Origin of the sequence: Pseudomonas sp. R4-34-07, from assembly GCF_003852375.1 — a bacterium.
In the GTDB taxonomy this organism is placed as follows: domain Bacteria; phylum Pseudomonadota; class Gammaproteobacteria; order Pseudomonadales; family Pseudomonadaceae; genus Aquipseudomonas.
The window spans coordinates 3,421,868-3,439,990 of record NZ_CP027760.1 but is presented as its reverse complement, the minus strand read 5'-3'; the positions used below and the strand labels follow the sequence as shown (position 1 = coordinate 3,439,990).

Sequence of the window (18,123 nt, the reverse complement as noted above, 5' to 3'; positions counted from 1 at the left end):
TTAGTTCTAACCTAATTATTAAATTATGGAATTATAGTTTTTATTATTATCAGTAGATTGCATTTAGTCGGCGGTCTTGCGTTCGCTTTCACTTGGCGCTGCAAGTTGTTGATCCTGATTTATCGGCTGGTTGCCGAGCGGGCCCTAGAGATTGTGTGGGGCTATCGCGCCCATTGAAGTATCCTGCGCGCCTCGCTCACCACTGATCCAAAGAAGATGACAGGACAAGACATGCAGGCGCTGCTGGAGTCGATCCTCGACGAAGTGCGCCCCCTGATCGGCCTCGGCAAAGTCGCCGACTACATCCCCGCCCTGGCCGACGTGCCCGCCAACCAGTTGGGCATCGCGGTCTACGGCAACGACGGCGCGGCCTACTGCGCCGGTGATGCCGACACGCTGTTCTCGGTGCAGAGCATTTCCAAGGTGTTCAGCCTGGTGCAGGCCATCGACCACGGCGGCGAAACCATTTGGGAACGCCTGGGCCACGAACCGTCGGGGCAACCGTTCAACTCCATGGTGCAGCTGGAATTCGAACGCGGCCGCCCGCGCAATCCGTTTATCAACGCCGGCGCGCTGGTGATCTGCGACATCAACCAATCACGCTTCGCCGTGCCGATTCTGTCGATGCGCGATTTCGTACGACGCCTGTCGGGTAACCCGCAGATCCTGGTCAACAGCGTCGTCGCCGATTCGGAAGCGCAGCACGGTGCGCGCAACGCCGCCATGGCTTACCTGATGAAGGCTTTCGGTAACTTCCACAACGATGTGGACGCGGTGCTGCACAGCTACTTCAATTACTGCGCGTTGCAAATGAGCTGCCTGGACTTGGCCAGGGCGTTCAGCTTCCTGGCCAACGAGGGCGTGAGCGCCCACAGTGGCGAGCAGATTCTGACCGCGCGCCAGACCAAGCAGGTGAACTCGATCATGGCCACCAGCGGGCTGTATGACGAGGCCGGCAATTTTGCCTATCGGGTCGGGCTACCGGGCAAGAGCGGGGTAGGCGGCGGGATTGTCGCGGTGGTGCCGGGGCAGTTTACGGTGTGTGTCTGGTCGCCGGAATTGAACGCGGCGGGGAATTCACTGGCGGGGATGAAGGCGCTGGAGTTGTTGAGTGAGCGGATTGGGTGGTCGGTGTTTTAAGATCGTTGCCACGCTTCTCGTGGGAACGATCCCAACACGCGCACGCGCCTGACAAAAGCCCTGCGTGACGGGTATTCTTCAACCCAACCCCAAACATCAGGTTGAGTCAGGAGACTGCACATGGACAGAGTCGTCATCATTACCGGAGGCAGTCGCGGGATTGGCGCCGAAACAGCCTTGCTGGCCGCTCGCCAGGGCTATCGCATCTGCATCAACTACCAGTCCGACGAAAACGCCGCCCAGCGTGTACTGGAACAGGTGCGCGGCCTTGGCGCACAGGCGATTGCGGTACGCGCGGACGTCAGTAACGAAGATGAAGTGATCGCCCTGTTCAACCGTGTCGATACCGAGCTGGGCCGCGTCACGGCGCTGGTGAATAATGCGGGCACTGTCGGCCATAAGTCGCGGGTCGATGAGATGTCTGAGTTCCGTATCCTGAAAATCCTCAAGACCAACGTACTGGGCCCGATCCTCTGCGCCAAACATGCGCTGCTGCGCATGTCGCCCAGGCATGGCGGGCAGGGCGGCAGTATCGTCAACGTCTCGTCGGTGGCGGCGCGCCTGGGCTCGCCGGGGGAATACGTTGACTATGCCGCGTCCAAGGGCGCGCTCGACACCTTCACCCTCGGCCTGTCCAAGGAAGTCGCGGGCGAGGGCATTCGCGTCAACGCGGTGCGCCCCGGCTATATCTTCACCGACTTCCACGCCCTCAGTGGCGACCCGGACCGGGTCAGCAAGCTGGAGTCCGGCATCCCCATGGCCCGTGGCGGGCGCCCGGATGAAGTGGCAGAGGCGATTATCTGGTTGCTGTCGGACAAGGCCTCGTATGCCACCGGTACGTTTATCGATCTGGGGGGCGGGCGCTGATCGCGCGTTTCCCCAACCGATGCATGCCGACTGTAGGAGCGAGCTTGCTCGCGAAGAACTCAGGGCCCCCGGGGTTATTCAGAATGAATGCGTTGCCTAGACGTTCTTCGCGAGCAAGCTCGCTCCTACAAAGAGCCTTGACTGGCCGGAGCGCCATTGTGCAACTCAAAACGAGCGTACGATCCGGCCCAGGGTCTCCATCGCCTGCTCCGACGCTTCGGTCCACGGGCTGCCGTAGTTCAACCGGATGCAGTTGCGAAAGCGCCGGGTTGCCGAAAAGATCGGCCCCGGTGCGATGCTGATGCCTTGTGCCAGGGCCATCTGAAACAACTTCAATGAATCGGTGTGCTCCGGCAGTTCCAGCCACAGGAAATACCCGCCGGCCGGTTGGCTGACTCGGGTCTGCGCCGGGAAGTAACGGCCGATCGCCGCGAGCATCGCGCTTTGCTGTTCTTCCAGGGCATAGCGCAGTTTGCGTAGGTGCCGGTCGTAGCCGCCGTGTTGCAGGTAATCGGCAATCGCGGCCTGGGCCGGCATCGACGGGCACAGCGATGTCATCAGTTTCAAGCGCTCGACCTTCTGCGCGAAGCGACCAGCCGCCACCCAGCCAACGCGATAACCCGGCGCCAGGCTCTTGGCAAAGGAGCCGCAGTGCAGCACCAGCCCCTCGGTATCGAAAGCCTTGGCCGGTTTCGGCGCATGCTGCCCGTAATACAGCTCGGCATACACGTCATCTTCGATCAGTGGCACCTGGTGGCTGCGCAGTAGCTGGACCAAGGCGCGCTTTTTTTCTTCCGGCACCGTGGCGCCCATGGGGTTCTGGAAGCTGGTCATGCTCCAGCAGGCTTTGATCGGGTAACGCGCAAGGCTCTGCGCCAGGGCGTCAAGGTCGATGCCGTCGCGCGGGTGCACCGGAATTTCCACGGCTTTGAGCTTCAGGCGCTCCAGCACTTGCAGGCAGGCATAAAACGCCGGTGCTTCAATCGCCACCAGGTCGCCCGGCTCGGTGACGGCCTGCAGGCACAGGTTCAGCGCTTCCAGGGCGCCGTTGGTGATCAGCAGTTCTTCCATGGGCAGCATCAGCCCGCCGACCATGTAGCGCAGCGCAATCTGACGGCGCAGTTGCGGGTTGCCGGGGGACATGTCGGTGACCACCAGGCGCGGGTCCATCGCACGGCTGGCACTGGCCAGGGAGCGGGCCAGGCGCGGCAACGGGAACAGCATCGGGCTGGGGAAGGCCGAGCCGAAGGGCACGGTGTTCGGGTCTTTGATCGAATCCAGCACCGAAAACACCAGCTCACTCACATCGACTTCGGTGCTCTCGTGCACCTGCGCGCTCACCACCGGTTCGGAAAACGGGTTGGGCGCATGGGTATTGACGAAGTAACCGGAGCGCGGTCGCGCGCGGATCAGGCCACGGCGCTCCAGCAGGTAGTAGGCCTGGAACACCGTGGACGGGCTGACGCCGTAAGTCTGGCTGGCGTAACGCACCGAAGGCACGCGCTGGCCGGGGCCGAGCACGCCGGAGCGGATCAGTTCTGCGATGTCTTCGGCGAATTTTTCGTAGCGTTTCATGGGGGCCTTGGGTGCTGATTTCCCCCGGGGACTATACCCGCACCTCTGTTTGCATAACAGAATCAAGTAGTGCGACAAAAAGCGGATCAGATGGCGCAACCCGCCTCAAAATGTGGGAAGGGGCTTGCCCTACTGTAGGAGCGAGCTTGCTCGCGAAGAACTCCGGGTCCCCGCATTTATTCAGAATGAACGCGTTGCCTGGGCGTTTTTCGCGAGCAAGCTCGCTCCTACAGGGACAGGTTAAATCACCGAGCCAGGTGCATCAGCCTTCACATGCTGACGCCCATCATGGGCCCCCGCAACGGTCAGGGCGTCGGCCTCGGCTTCGGTGATGTAGATCCGCTCGGCCGCCAATTCTACGTACGACATGGATTTTTCGGTGTCGGTCGCAATATTGACTCGGGTCGCAGGCACGCTGTGTTCCTGAGCATTGTCACCGAGCGTGAAGTAGCACAGCTGATCTTCGATACGTAGGGACATGCCGGTCTCCTTTGTTCATGGGCGATGAAGGTTAGGGCGTTGCGGTTGTAGGCAGGTTCCGCGCAACTGACTGGCGGTCGCCGCTGTCCATCCTTTACCTATAAAAAACACAGGAGGGCATTCATGGACGCTTGGTTGCATGAAGCGTGGCAAACACTGCAGGCTGAATTTGCCGATATCGGCGACGCCAGGCAGCTCACCCAGATGACCGTGCGCCTGCTGATGGCCGCGCTACTCGGTGGCATCCTCGGGTTTGAACGGGAGAGCAAGGGCAAGGCCGCCGGGGTGCGCACCCATATGCTGGTGGCGTTGGGCGCAGCGCTGTTTGTGATGGTGCCGCAGATGTCCGGCAATCAGGCCGATGCCATGAGCCGGGTGGTGCAGGGCGTGATTGCCGGGATTGGTTTCCTGGGGGCCGGCACCATTATCAAGGGCAAGGATGACGATGCCGGCCACGTCAAGGGCCTGACCACTGCCGCCGGTTTGTGGATGACCGCTGCGATTGGGGTTTCGGCCGGTCTGGGCCGGGAATCGACAGCAGTACTCAGTACCTTGCTGGCCCTGGCGGTGTTCAGCGTGATGCCGAAAATCGTCAAGCGTTTCGAGAAGGACTGACGATCACAGGCGGCATCGTGGTCGGCGGTTCCTGCACCGGTGGCGGCTCGTTCTCCGGCGGTTCTTTTTCCGGAATCGGTGCAGGCTCGGTGGGGGGCAGCGTCGGGTTGTCGATGTTCGGGTCCGGGGTTTCAGCCGGGATGGGGATATTCATCGGTGTGGCCTCCTTTGTGCTTTGCTCTATGGGTGGACAGCCGTCGGTGGGAATTGATTCCCCGCCGGGTGGCGGCATATTCACCTGAACTTTTGCCCGAAGCCCAGGCTCGGACCTAATACGGGCCTGCTCAGCGAGCGCGCCGCCATCTCAAGAATTCGGATCAAGCACAGAGCGTCCACAGGGCGTAAGGGGAATATGCTCGATGACTGCTGAAACACTGGTTCCAGAAGAGTCTTTATTGCCGTTGTCCCAGGCGCTGCTATTACCCAGAATTGCGATTGAAAGCACCATGCCGGTGATCGATGGTGGCGAGTTTGCCGTCAAGGCGGTCGTTGGCCAGCGCGTCAACGTGACCAGTAAAGTATTCGCCGATGGCCATGACCAGCTGGCGGTGCTGGTGCGCTGGCGCCCGCGCGGGCAGGAAAACTGGCACAGCGTGGTCATGAGCGATGTGGGCAACAACGGCTGGGAAGGTGCATTCACCGTCACCACCCAGGGGCCCCATGAATACTGCATCGAGGCCTGGATCGATACCTTCGCCAGCTTCTGCTATGAATTGCGCAAAAAGCACGAAGCCGGGGTGCCGGTCAGCCTGGAGCTGCAGGAAGGCCGCAGCCTGGTGCTGCAGGCCGCCGAGCGCAGTGACAACGAACTGCGCGACCGCTTGATGCTGCTGCATCACGAACTCTCCGGCCTGCTGGAAACCGAGCAGGTCGCGCAGTTCCTGCACGAAGACAGTGCACACCTGATGACCCAGGCCGACCACCGCGCCTATTTGAGCATCAGTCGCGTATACCCGATCGACGTGGAGCGCGAGCGCGCCCAGTTTGCCAGCTGGTACGAGCTGTTTCCCCGCTCGATCACCGACGATCCGGCCCGGCATGGCACTTTCAACGATGTGCATTCACGCTTGTCGATGATCCATGACATGGGCTTTGACGTGCTGTACTTCCCGCCGATCCATCCCATCGGCCGCAGCCATCGCAAGGGCAAGAACAATTCCCTGAACGCCGGCCCCGATGATCCCGGCAGCCCCTACGCAATTGGCAGCGAAGAGGGCGGGCACGAGGCGATCCACCCGCAACTGGGCAGCCGCGAGGATTTCCGCCGTCTGGTCAAGGCCGCTGCCGACCACGGCCTGGAAATCGCCCTCGACTTCGCCATCCAGTGCTCCCAGGACCACCCGTGGCTCAAGCAGCATCCGGGCTGGTTCAACTGGCGCCCGGACGGCACGATCAAATACGCGGAAAACCCGCCGAAAAAGTACCAGGACATCGTCAACGTCGACTTTTACGCGGCGGATGCGATTCCCGGCCTGTGGACCGAACTGCGCGACGTCGTGGTGGGCTGGGTGGAAGAGGGCGTGAAGACCTTCCGCGTGGACAACCCGCACACCAAGCCGCTGCCGTTCTGGCAATGGTTGATCAGCGATGTGCGGGCCAAATACCCGGAGGTGATCTTCCTGGCCGAAGCCTTTACCACCCCGGCAATGATGGCGCGCCTGGGTAAGGTCGGTTATTCCCAGAGCTACACCTATTTCACCTGGCGCAATACCAAGGCCGAACTGAGTGAGTATTTCACCCAGTTGAACCAGTCGCCGTGGCGCGAATGCTACCGGCCGAATTTCTTCGTCAATACGCCGGACATCAACCCTGGCTTCCTGCACGAGTCCGGCCGCGCGGGCTTTCTGATCCGCGCCGCGCTGGCCACCATGGGCTCGGGCCTGTGGGGCATGTATTCCGGGTTCGAATTGTGCGAGTCCGCGCCGGTGCCGGGTAAAGAGGAATACCTGGACTCGGAGAAATACGAGATCCGCCCGCGCGACTTCACTGCGCCTGGCAACATCATTGCCGAGATCGCCCAGCTCAATCGCATCCGCCGGCAAAACCCGGCGTTGCAGACGCACCTGGGGCTCAAGCTCTACAACGCCTGGAACGACAACATCCTGTACTTCGGCAAGCGCAGCGAGGACGGCAGCAATTTCGTGCTGGTGGCCGTCAACCTCGACCCGCACAACGCCCAGGAAGCGCACTTCGAGTTGCCGCTATGGGAGATGGGCTTGCCGGACGACGCCCAGACCCAGGGTGAAGACTTGATGAACGGCCATCGCTGGACCTGGTATGGCAAGACCCAATGGACTCGGCTGGAGCCGCAGATGCCGTTCGGAATCTGGCGGATTACCTCTTCCTGAACCTAGTGAAGATCAAAATGTGGGAGGGGGCTTGCTCCCGATAGCGGTGGGTCAGTCACCTGATTTATCAACTGAAGCTCTGCTATCGGGAGCAAGCCCCCTCCCACATTGACCCGGTTTCAGTCCGCAAGAATTATCCAGTTCCAGGAGTTTCCAATGGCGAAAAAACCCAAGGCTGCCACCTTTATCAAGGACCCGCTCTGGTACAAGGACGCGGTGATTTACCAGGTGCATGTCAAATCCTATTTCGACTCCAACAACGACGGCATCGGCGATTTTCCGGGGCTGATCGCCAAGCTCGACTACATTGCCGACCTCGGCGTGAACACTATCTGGCTGCTGCCGTTCTATCCCTCGCCACGCCGCGATGACGGCTACGACATCGCCGAGTACCGTGGCGTACACAGCGACTACGGGACCATGGCCGACGCCAAGCGTTTCATAGCCGAGGCCCACAAGCGTGGGCTGCGGGTGATCACTGAACTGGTGATTAACCACACGTCCGACCAGCACCCCTGGTTCCAGCGCGCCCGCAAGGCCAAACCGGGCTCGGCGGCGCGGGACTTCTACGTGTGGTCGGATGACGACCAGAAATACGACGGTACGCGGATCATCTTCCTCGACACCGAGAAGTCCAACTGGACCTGGGACCCGGTGGCCGGCCAGTACTTCTGGCACCGTTTCTATTCGCACCAGCCCGACCTTAACTTCGACAACCCCCAGGTGATGAAAGCCGTGCTGTCGGTGATGCGTTACTGGCTCGACCTGGGCATCGACGGCCTGCGCCTGGATGCGATTCCCTACCTGATCGAGCGGGACGGCACCAACAACGAGAACCTCGCCGAAACCCACGGGGTGCTCAAACAGATCCGCGCCGAAATTGACGCGAATTACCCAGACCGCATGCTGCTGGCCGAAGCCAACCAATGGCCCGAAGACACCCAACTCTATTTCGGTGACAGGAAGGGCGACGACGGCGACGAATGCCATATGGCTTTCCACTTCCCGTTGATGCCGCGCATGTACATGGCCCTGGCCCAGGAAGATCGCTTTCCGATTACCGACATCCTGCGCCAGACCCCGGAAATTCCGGCCAATTGCCAGTGGGCGATTTTCCTGCGCAACCACGATGAACTGACCCTGGAGATGGTCACCGACAAAGAGCGCGACTACCTGTGGAACTACTATGCTGCGGACCGTCGTGCACGCATCAACCTGGGTATTCGCCGGCGCCTGGCGCCGTTGGTGGAGCGTGACCGGCGCCGCGTGGAACTGCTCAACAGCCTGTTGCTGTCGATGCCCGGCACGCCGACCCTCTACTACGGCGACGAAATCGGCATGGGCGACAACATTTACCTGGGTGACCGCGATGGCGTGCGCACGCCGATGCAATGGTCCATCGACCGCAATGGCGGTTTCTCCCGCGCCGACCCGGCCAGTCTGGTGCTGCCGCCGATCATGGACGCGCAATACGGCTATCAGTCGGTCAACGTCGAAACCCAGGCCCAGGACCCGCACTCATTGCTGAACTGGACGCGGCGCATGCTGGCGGTGCGCAAGCAATCCAAGGCGTTTGGCCGGGGCAGCCTGAAAATGCTGTCGCCGAGCAATCGCCGCATCCTGGCCTATACCCGTGAGTACACCGGAGAGGACGGCCGCACTGAAACAATCCTTTGCGTGGCCAACGTCTCGCGCAGTGCCCAGGCAGCGGAGCTGGACCTGTCGGCGTTCGCCGGCATGGTGCCGGTGGAGATGCTCGGCGGTAACGCGTTCCCGCCCATCGGCCAACTGAATTTCCTGCTGACCCTGGCGCCCTATGGCTTTTATTGGTTCGTGCTGGCGGCGGAAAACCAGATGCCCAGCTGGCATGTGGAACCGGCCCAGAGCATTCCTGACTTCACGACATTGGTGTTGAAAAAACGTATGGAAGAGTTACTGGAAGACCCCTGCCGCACCACCCTGGAGCACACTTCGCTGCCGGCCTGGCTGCCCAAGCGCCGCTGGTTCGCCGGTAAGGACGCCACCATCGATAGTGTGCATATCGCCTACGGCGTGCGCTTCGGCGACGCCCAGCACCCGGTGCTGCTCAGCGAGATCGACGTCACCAGCGCGGGCCAGACCAGCCGGTATCAGCTGCCGTTCGGCTTTCTTGGCGAAGACCAGCTCACCAGCGCCTTGCCGCAACAATTGGCAATGGCCCGCGTACGGCGCAGCCGCCAGGTAGGGCTGGTCACCGACGCGTTCAGCCTCGAGCATTTTGTGCGCAGTGTGATCCAAAGCCTGCAGGCCGGCACCGTACTCAATAGCAGCGAGGGTGACCTGCGCTTTGAGGCCACGCCGCACCTGGCAGCCTTGCAGCTGACGGATGAATCAGCGGTGCGCTACTTGTCTGCCGAGCAGTCCAACAGTTCGGTGGTGGTCGGCGAGAGCCTGGTGCTCAAGCTGATCCGCAAAGTCAGTGCCGGGGTGCACCCGGAACTGGAAATGAGCGCCTACCTGACCGCAGCCGAATACCCGAACATTTCGCCGTTGATGGGCTCGATGAGCCGGCGCGACGCCGAGGGCCAGGACAACCTGCTGATGATTGCCCAGGGCTACCTGAGCAACCAGGGCGACGCCTGGAGCTGGACCCAGAACAACCTCGAACGCGCCATTCGCGACGAACTGGCCGAGGCGATTTCCGAACAGGAGCAGCATTACAACGCCCTGGGCGAACTGGCCGACTTTGCCGGCCTGCTCGGCCAGCGTCTGGGCGAGATGCACGTGGTGTTGGGCGCGCCCACCCAGAACAAGGACTTCAAGCCCGAAGTCACTTCGGTCAAGGACACCCAGGCCTGGGCCAAGGATGTGGGGGCGCAGATCGAGCGGGCCCTGCAGTTGCTCAAAGTAAATCAAAGCCAGTTGAACCCCGCCGATCAGGCGCTGGTCAGTGAATTACTGGCGCAGAAAAAAGCCATCGGCAGCCATGTCCAGGCACTGGCGAAAGCCACGCTGGGCGGGTTGCGGATTCGCGTCCACGGTGACTTGCACCTGGGCCAGGTACTGGTGGTCAAGGGCGATGCCTATTTGATCGACTTTGAAGGCGAACCGGCGCGCCCGCTGCATGAACGGCGCGGCAAGCACAGCCCCTACAAGGACGTGAGTGGGGTGTTGCGCTCCTTCGATTACGCAGCGGCCATGGCCCTGAACGTGCAAGGGGTTGATCAATCGCCGGAAGCCGACGCCGCGCGACGGCGCGTGACCGAGCGTTACCTGAGTGAAGCCCGCCAGGCATTTACCCAGGCTTATCAGGCGGCGACGGCTACACTGGCGCATGACTGGCAGGATGCCAACGGCCAGGACGCCGCGCTGACGTTGTTCAGCCTGGAGAAGGCCGCGTATGAAGTGGCCTACGAAGCGGAAAATCGCCCGAGCTGGTTGCCGGTGCCCTTGCAAGGGTTGCACGGTTTGCTCAGCGGGCTTACACCTGAATCGAAAACTGCACGCGGTGGGGAGACGTCATGAGTTTTACGCAAAGAGAACCGCTGCAGCCCAAGTTGACTGCAATGCCGGCGTCCAAGGACGTCGAGGCGCTGGTACGCGCCGAGCACCACGATCCATTCTCGATCCTTGGGCCGCATGATGATGAGCAGGGCGGGCAATTTATCCGCGCGTTCCTGCCCGAAGCCTTGAGTGTCCAGGTACTGGCACGTGACAGTGGCGAGCCGATCGGCAGCCTCGACGCCAGCCAGGTGCCGGGGCTGTTCGTCGGGCACTTCAGCACGCGTCAGGCCTACCTGCTCAAGATCCAGTGGGCCGGTGGCGAGCAGATCACCGAAGACCCGTACAGCTTCAACCAATTGCTGCTCGGTGAAATGGACCTGTACCTGTTTGCCGAAGGCAACCATCGCGACCTGGGCAGTTGCCTGGGCGCCCAGGTGACCACGGTCGACGGCGTGCAGGGCGTACGTTTCGCCGTGTGGGCGCCGAATGCCCGGCGGGTCTCGGTGGTGGGCGACTTCAACATCTGGGACGGTCGCCGGCATCCGATGCGCCTGCGCCATCCATCGGGCGTGTGGGAGATTTTCATCCCGCGTCTGCAACCGGGGGCGGCCTACAAGTACGAGATTCTCGGTGCCCACGGCATTTTGCCGCTCAAGGCCGACCCGATGGCCCTGGCCACCCAGCTGCCGCCGGACACCGCCTCGAAGGTCGCCGCGCCGTTGCAGGTGGACTGGCAGGACCATGAGTGGATGCAGGCTAGAGGTGACAAACAGAAATCCACCGCGCCGCTGTCGATCTACGAGTTGCACGTAGGGTCATGGCAATGCGAGCTGGACGAGGCCGGGGAAGTGTCACGCCAGTACGGCTGGCGCGAACTGTCCGAGCGGCTGATTCCCTATGTGCAGCAACTGGGCTTCACCCATATCGAGCTGATGCCGATCATGGAGCATCCCTTCGGCGGTTCGTGGGGCTATCAGGCCTTGTCCCAGTTCGCGCCGAGCGCACGCTTTGGCTCGCCGGAAGATTTCGCGTATTTCGTCAACGCCTGCCACCAGGCGGACATCGGCGTGATCCTTGACTGGGTGCCGGCGCATTTCCCGACGGACACCCATGGCCTGGCGCAGTTCGACGGCACCGCGCTGTACGAATACGCCAACCCGCTGGAAGGTTTCCATCAGGACTGGGACACGCTGATCTACAATCTGGGCCGTACCGAGGTGCACGGTTTCATGCTCGCCTCGGCATTGCATTGGCTCAAGCACTTCCACGTCGACGGCCTGCGCGTAGATGCGGTGGCGTCGATGCTGTATCGCGACTATTCGCGCAAAGCCGGTGAATGGGTGCCCAACCGTCACGGTGGCCGCGAGAACCTGGAAGCCATCGATTTCCTGCGCCACTTGAACGACGTGGTGGCGCTGGAGGCGCCGGGCGCCCTGGTGATCGCCGAGGAGTCCACCGCGTGGCCGGGGGTGAGCCAAAGCACCCAGCAAGGTGGCCTGGGCTTCAACTACAAATGGAACATGGGCTGGATGCACGACTCGCTGCATTACATCCAGCAAGACCCGGTGTACCGCGCCCATCACCACAACGAGCTGAGTTTCGGCCTGGTGTATGCCTGGTCCGAGCGGTTTATCCTGCCGATTTCCCACGACGAAGTGGTACACGGCAAGCACTCGTTGATCGACAAGATGCCCGGCGACCGCTGGCAGAAATTCGCCAACCTGCGCGCCTACCTGAGTTTCATGTGGATGCACCCCGGCAAGAAGCTGCTGTTCATGGGCTGCGAGTTCGGCCAGTGGCGCGAGTGGAACCACGACCAGCAACTGGACTGGTACCTGTTGCAATACCCCGAGCACCGTGGGGTGCAGAAGCTGGTGGGCGACTTGAACCGCCTGTACCGCGAGGAACCGGCGCTGCACGAGCAGGATGACGCGCCCCAGGGCTTCCAGTGGCTGATTGGCGACGATGCGATCAACAGCGTCTATGCCTGGCTGCGCTGGAGCAAGGACGGCAAGCCAGTGCTGGTCGTCGCCAACTTCACCCCGGTGCCGCGTGAGGCCTATGCGGTCGGCGTGCCTTTCGCCGGACGCTGGAGCGAAGTGATCAACAGTGACGCCGACATGTATGCCGGGTCCAACTACGGTAATGGCGGTGCGGTACAGACCCTGGATGAGCCCCGCCACGGGCAGCCGGTGTCGCTGTCGCTGAACCTGCCACCCTTGGGTGTGTTGATTCTGCGACCACAGGAGAGTTAAACGCGCCTGGCGCGACGGATGCTGTTGTCCGGGCTACTGGCAGGGTGCCACAATGGCACCTTTGTCGTAGCACTCAGACAGGCGAATCGCATGAATAGCCATGGGCTTGGGCAAGACCCGGACCGTGTTATCGAACAGCAGGTGCGCACCGACCGTTTGCACCAGCTGTTTCGCCAGTCATTCCCGGCGCTGTTTGGCAGCTACCTGGCCGCTCTCATGCTGTGCTGGCTGTGCTGGGAGCGCTTCGACCAGCAGCTGATCCTGGTATGGCTGGTGCTGCTGGCCGGTTCCTCACTGCTGCGCCTGCAATTGTTCCTTGAATGGTTCCGCTGTCCCGACAGCGAGCGTACGCCGGCGCGGTGGGAGCGGCGTTACTGGCTGACACTGATGCTGTCGGCGGGCATCTGGGGGGGCGGGGCGCTGGCGGTGATGCCGGTGGATGACCGCGTGTCCCAGGTGCTGGTCATGCTGTTCGCCGTGGGCATGTCGGTCGGCGCGGTGTCCTGCTATTCGGCCTATCGCTACATGTCGCTGGGGTCCATGGGCCTGGTGCTGTTGCCTTGTACCCTGTGGTTGCTGTTCCAGCCATCGCCGATGCAGGTCGGCGTGGCGCTGGCGGTATTGGTGTTCTCGTCCTTTGTGGCGGCCGCCACGCACAAACTGTCCGACGCCCTGGAAAAAGCCTTTCGCCTGACCCGGCAAATGGAGCGCGCCCACACCATTTCAACCCACGCCTCCCAGACCGATGAGCTGACCGGGTTGATGAACCGTCGGGCCTTTTTCGAACAGGCCCAGGCGCTCTATGCCCAGTGCCGGCGCGAGCAGCAGCCGCTGTGTGTGCTGATGCTGGACATGGATCACTTCAAAACCATCAATGACACCTACGGGCACCAAGCCGGTGATCAGGTGTTGCGCCAGATTGGCAGCGTGATCAGCACCTCGTTTCGCCAGGTCGATGTGTACGGCCGCCTGGGAGGCGAAGAGTTCGCAATATTGCTGCCCAATACCTCCCTGGAAACCGCGCGCAGCATCGCCGAGCAACTGGTCCAGGCCATTGGCGACCTGAGGGCCGACCCAGTGCAGGGCTTGAGTGCCAGCCTGGGCCTGGCTTCGACCCATACCCAGGCGCTGGACTTGTATGGCTTGATGGACAGCGCCGACAAGGCGCTGTACCGGGCCAAGGCGCTGGGCCGCAATCAGGTGGCCGTGGCGGGCTGATCCTTGGCCATGGCCTTGGCCAACGCGCGCGCAACCTGTTCGGCGGAGTAGGGTTTGGCGAGGAATTCAAAGCCTTCATAACCACTGTCCGCCAGTTCTTCGCTGTATCCGGAGACCAGCACTACCGGCAGGTCCGCCCGGCGCTGGCGCATCAGCTTGGCCATGGCGACGCCAGTCATCCCAGGCATCACCACATCCGAGAACACCGCGTCGAAGGCCTGGGCGTCGTTGCCGGCCAGCGTCAGCGCCTGTTCGGCGTTGGTGGCCCAGGTGGTCTGGTAACCCAGATCCTTGAGGATCTGGCTGGCGAAGCGTCCCACCTCCAGGTTGTCCTCCACGATCAGTACATGCCGTTGGGCCAGGTCCAGCGGGGGTGGAAGGTCTTGCTCTGCGTCCTGCCGGGGCGCGGCTTCGCCTTCCACCTCGGGCAGGTACAGGGTGAACACCGTGCCTTGCCCCAGGGTGCTGGCCACATCGATATTGCCGCCCGATTGCTTGGCAAAGCCGAACACCTGCGACAAGCCCAGGCCGGTGCCCTTGCCGACGGCCTTGGTGGTGAAGAACGGCTCGAAAATGCGTTCGACGGTATCGCCGGGAATGCCCACGCCCGTGTCGGCCAGGGAAATAGCGATGTAGGGCAGGCGCGACTCGGCATCCCCGCGGATGCGCGGCAGCGGTTGCTGGGCGGCGACCTTGATGGTCAGGCTGCCCTGGCCGTCCATGGCGTCGCGGGCATTGAGGGCGATGTTGATCAGGGCGGTTTCGAACTGGCTGGGATCGATGCGCGCATAGCAAGGCTGGTCAGGCAATTGCACCTGCACCTGAATGCGTGCGCCGGTGACGCTCTCGAGCATGTCGCCGATGTTGCGCACCCGTTGGCTGACATCGAACACCTGCGGATTCAACGGCTGGCGGCGGGCGAAGGCGAGCAGTTGGCTGGTGAGCTTGCTGGCCCGCTCGACGGTATCGGACACCGCGCCCATATAGCGTTGCCGGCGTTCTTCCGAGAGCCCCGGCTGGCGCAGGAAGTCCACGGATGAGCGAATGATCGTCAGCAGGTTATTGAAATCATGGGCGACGCCGCCGGTGAGTTGGCCGATGGCCTCGAGCTTTTGCGACTGGCGCAACGCGGCTTCGGCCTGGGCGAGGGCGCGTGTGCGTTCTTCGACGCGCTGTTCCAGGGTCGCATTGAGTTCGGTATAGGCCGCCAGGCCCTCACGCACCACAGCATCGGCGCGTACGCGCTCGATATGCGCCCAGGAACGTTCGGTGACTTCGCCCAACAGCGCCAGGTCATAGGAGGACCAGTGGCGGGGCTGTTTGTCGTGCACGGCCATCAGCGCGGTGAGGCGGCCGTCTTTGATCAACGGCATACAAATCGTCGCCGTTACACCGAGTGCCTGGAAGTTCGCGGCTTCATGGGCCGGCAACTCGAGCAGGTTATTGCCGATCACCAGAGGCTCGCCGGCGCGCAGGCAGGCCACCGCGCGCTCACCGAACGCAGCCAGGCTGTAATGGCCGATGATGCTCGGCGAGCCTTGCGCCGACCAGTCGCCGCGAATGGTAAAGCTGTCTTGATCGTCTTCCATGTCGGCGTAGGCGCAAATCGACACTTGCAGGTGTTCGGCCAGCAAGCGGGTGGTCGACATCATGATCGCTTCGGGGTCGGTGGCCGTGGCAACGCTGTTGCCGATGGCGTCCAGCACGGCCAGGCGCCGGGTGAGGAAGACCGTGGCGGTGGTTTCGGTCACGGTATCGAGCAACCCCACTACCGCGCCTTTTGCATCACGGATCGGGCTGTAGCAAAAGGTGAAGTACGCTTGTTCAGGCGTGTCGTCACGCAGGATCAACAGCGGAAAGTTTTCGATATAGGTGGCCTGCCCGGCGAACGCGGTGTCGGCGATAGGGCGGATGTCATCCCATGCCTCGTGCCACACCTCGTTGAACGGACGGCCCAGGGCGTCGGGCTTGTTGCCCAGGATCGGCACGAATGCATCGTTGTGAAGCGTGATCAACTCAGGCCCCCAGACGATGGCTTGGGGAAAGCTGGAGGCGAAGCACAGCGCAACGGTTGTCTTCAACACGTCCGGCCAGTGTTCAACCGGCCCCAGGGGCGTACTGGCCCAATCATGCCGACGAACCCGCTCTGCCATTACGCTGCTGCCTTGCAGCCAATTCATCATTGGGTTCACACCTTGCTCGCTACGCGTTGTTAGGCTTTGAAGAGGTCAGACCGACTAGCAACAGACCGGCCTGACCTGGATCAGTTCAGCGCGATTATCTCCTAGATAGCACTTTGATTTCATTGCCCATTTGGCGGGGCGAGTCGTCGCAGGGCCGGGCCGCCGCCCACCGTTATTGCGCGCCGAACAGCCCCGTCCAGTAGATGCCCGCATCGCTTTTCGGGTCCATCGCATAGGCCGCGCCCAATTCACGAAATTGCGGGTTCATCAGGTTGGCGCAATGGCCGGGGCTGGCGAGCCAACCGTCGAGCACCTTGCGTGGGGTATCGAGGCCGGCGGCGATGTTTTCGCCGATGTTTTTTGCGATATACCCGGCCAGCTCGGCGCGATCGCCGGGGGTACGGCCGTCGTGGTCGAGATGATCGAAAAAGTTGCCGTTGGCCATGTTGCGGGTATGGCTGTTGGCGGCACCGGCCAGATCGTCGTTCCACGACAGCGGCGTAGTCGCCGTGAACGCCTGGGTGCCGCACTGGCGCGGCTGGGCGCGGGCGGCGTTGATCAGGTCGAGCAGTTTGCGGCCTTCGGTCTGCCAGTCGCCCAGGCCGCTGGTCAGCAGCGGGCGGGCGAGCACGATGCGCCAGTCCTGGCCGCTGTTGCTCACGCCGATGTCGACGAATTGCGGGTCGAGTACCACGCGACAGAAGCTTTCACGCACCGCTTTCATGGCGGCTTCGGCATCCCTGGGCCCGGACAGGCTGATGGCCTGCACGTTGACCATGGGGTACGCGGCCCGCGCCAGCGACTGCTGCAAATCACCGACATTGGTGGCCGGCAGCACCAGCCGTGTATCGCTGTTGAGCGGCGGCAACTCCTGGGAACCCTGGTCGCCGCAGCGCTGCACCTGGCTGCGGTACTGGTTGATCTGTTGCACCAACTGACTTTCTTCATTCGCCATCGCGCTGGCGCAGAACACCGTACTGGCGGCCAGCGTCGTAAGACCCATCATCAATGACAGAACGCGCATGGACGTTACTCTTGAGCTTGAAAGTGCCCATGATGCGCGATCCAGGTGCGTGCATGCACCCGTTGGTCCGAACTTTTTTTGTTCAATGCTTGAGTGCCGGCGGTTCAGGGCCGAGGCTTCACGGCGTGCAACAGGTACAATCGCCACTGCCTTGACGTGAAACCCCAGGAATTTGCATGTTCAGCCTTACCCGCTACACCACGCCGTGCCCCGAACCGATCAACAGCCAGATCCTGCAGCTGGTGGTCGACAACCTCACCGACATCAGCAGCGTGGCACTGGCGCCCAGCAACCTGCTCTACAACATTTACCAGTACGCCATCGGGTTTGAGGTGCACCTGTACCTGGAGGCGCTGGATGGATCGAAGGGCATCAGCGTTGAACTGCTCGTGGCGATGCAGGAGGAGACCGTCGTTGGCTTTTGCCTGTACCTCCCGGTGAAGGACGACCCTCAAGCCTGTGGCGTGGCCTTTATGGCCGTGCACTCGGGGTTCAGGCGCCAAGGCGTGGCCCGGGCCATGCTGGGTGACGTGTTGGCGCGCTATCCCCATGGGGAGCTGGCGTGCTCGGTGGAGAAGGTCCCGGCATTCGAAGCGATGGGCTTGCAGGTGCGCGGCGCGCGTGGCACCCAAGTGCTGATGAATACGCGGGACTACGGCACCGATGGGTTGATGGGCGTGCTCGACGTGGCGGCTATCTACAGCTCATTGGAAGTGCGGCAGATCCATACCTACCTGCTGCAAAAGCACGGAAAGCGCGCGATGGTGGACGCGGAAAAGCAGCGCGACCGGCACCTGGATCAATTGACGCGCAAGGTGCAGCGGTTTGTAAACGAACGCTTGGGTTGAGAACCGGTGACACTGTGGGAGGGGGCTTGCTCCCGATGGCGGTGTGTCAGTCACCTATCAATCGACTGAACCACCGCTATCGGGAGC

The 18,123-nt window shown here is 62.2% G+C and carries 13 protein-coding genes; 8 read left to right on the top strand and 5 right to left on the bottom strand.

Annotated elements, in window-relative coordinates:
• Positions 1 to 231 precede the first annotated feature (231 nt).
• Positions 232 to 1,140 carry a glutaminase B gene (gene glsB / locus C4J85_RS15765; RefSeq protein ID WP_124365164.1) on the top strand — a complete coding sequence of 303 codons (909 nt, stop codon included), beginning with the start codon at positions 232 to 234 and terminating at the stop codon, positions 1,138 to 1,140.
• Positions 1,141 to 1,260: 120 nt separating this feature from the next.
• The gene (locus C4J85_RS15760; RefSeq protein ID WP_124363173.1) at positions 1,261 to 2,007 is read left to right on the top strand and encodes an SDR family oxidoreductase; all 747 of its coding nucleotides are present in this window, start codon (positions 1,261 to 1,263) and stop codon (positions 2,005 to 2,007) included.
• Between the two features lie 165 nt (positions 2,008 to 2,172).
• On the opposite strand, the gene mapR is transcribed toward C4J85_RS15760, so the two are convergent.
• Together mapR and C4J85_RS15745 are read right to left on the bottom strand one after the other, a co-directional pair.
• Positions 2,173 to 3,582 (bottom strand): GntR family transcriptional regulator MpaR, encoded by a 1,410-nt coding sequence (gene mapR / locus C4J85_RS15750; protein ID WP_124410154.1) that lies wholly within the window; start codon positions 3,580 to 3,582, stop codon positions 2,173 to 2,175.
• A 240-nt stretch (positions 3,583 to 3,822) separates the two neighbouring features.
• Positions 3,823 to 4,062, bottom strand: coding sequence for a DUF3203 family protein (locus tag C4J85_RS15745; protein ID WP_124367309.1), 240 nt, complete (start codon positions 4,060 to 4,062; stop codon positions 3,823 to 3,825).
• A gap of 123 nt (positions 4,063 to 4,185) precedes the next feature.
• Between C4J85_RS15745 and C4J85_RS15740 the strand changes: the two genes are divergently transcribed.
• Positions 4,186 to 4,677 carry an MgtC/SapB family protein gene (locus C4J85_RS15740; RefSeq protein WP_124367308.1) on the top strand — a complete coding sequence of 164 codons (492 nt, stop codon included), beginning with the start codon at positions 4,186 to 4,188 and terminating at the stop codon, positions 4,675 to 4,677.
• Here C4J85_RS15740 and C4J85_RS27515 read toward each other — a convergent pair.
• Positions 4,655 to 4,831: a hypothetical protein gene (locus C4J85_RS27515; RefSeq protein WP_164484545.1), complete on the bottom strand. Its 177-nt coding sequence runs from the start codon at positions 4,829 to 4,831 to the stop codon at positions 4,655 to 4,657. The genes C4J85_RS15740 and C4J85_RS27515 overlap by 23 nt on opposite strands.
• A gap of 205 nt (positions 4,832 to 5,036) precedes the next feature.
• On the opposite strand from C4J85_RS27515, the gene C4J85_RS15735 reads away from it, so the two are divergent.
• The 4 genes from C4J85_RS15735 (at position 5,037) to C4J85_RS15720 (ending at position 13,981) form a co-directional block, all read left to right on the top strand.
• A complete protein-coding gene (locus C4J85_RS15735) occupies positions 5,037 to 7,025 on the top strand; it encodes an alpha-1,4-glucan--maltose-1-phosphate maltosyltransferase (protein ID WP_124410153.1) in 1,989 nt (662 codons plus the stop codon).
• Between the two features lie 156 nt (positions 7,026 to 7,181).
• Positions 7,182 to 10,529: a maltose alpha-D-glucosyltransferase gene (gene treS, locus C4J85_RS15730; RefSeq protein WP_124410152.1), complete on the top strand. Its 3,348-nt coding sequence runs from the start codon at positions 7,182 to 7,184 to the stop codon at positions 10,527 to 10,529.
• On the top strand, positions 10,526 to 12,763 hold the full coding sequence (gene glgB / locus C4J85_RS15725) for a 1,4-alpha-glucan branching protein GlgB (protein WP_124410151.1): 2,238 nt from the start codon (positions 10,526 to 10,528) through the stop codon (positions 12,761 to 12,763). Before treS ends, glgB begins: the two co-directional genes overlap by 4 nt.
• Positions 12,764 to 12,853: 90 nt before the next feature.
• A complete protein-coding gene (locus tag C4J85_RS15720; RefSeq protein WP_124410150.1) occupies positions 12,854 to 13,981 on the top strand; it encodes a diguanylate cyclase in 1,128 nt (375 codons plus the stop codon).
• On the opposite strand, the gene C4J85_RS15715 is transcribed toward C4J85_RS15720, so the two are convergent.
• Complete coding sequence (locus C4J85_RS15715) at positions 13,960 to 16,164, bottom strand: ATP-binding protein (protein ID WP_124410149.1); 2,205 nt, start codon at positions 16,162 to 16,164, stop codon at positions 13,960 to 13,962. The two genes, C4J85_RS15720 and C4J85_RS15715, sit on opposite strands and share 22 nt — an antisense overlap.
• A 172-nt stretch (positions 16,165 to 16,336) precedes the next feature.
• Positions 16,337 to 17,188, bottom strand: coding sequence for a CAP domain-containing protein (locus C4J85_RS15710; protein WP_124363163.1), 852 nt, complete (start codon positions 17,186 to 17,188; stop codon positions 16,337 to 16,339).
• Between the two features lie 176 nt (positions 17,189 to 17,364).
• Between C4J85_RS15710 and C4J85_RS15705 the strand changes: the two genes are divergently transcribed.
• Entirely contained in the window at positions 17,365 to 18,036 is a 672-nt protein-coding gene (locus C4J85_RS15705) for a GNAT family N-acetyltransferase (RefSeq protein ID WP_124410148.1), read from the top strand.
• Positions 18,037 to 18,123: the final 87 nt, after the last annotated feature.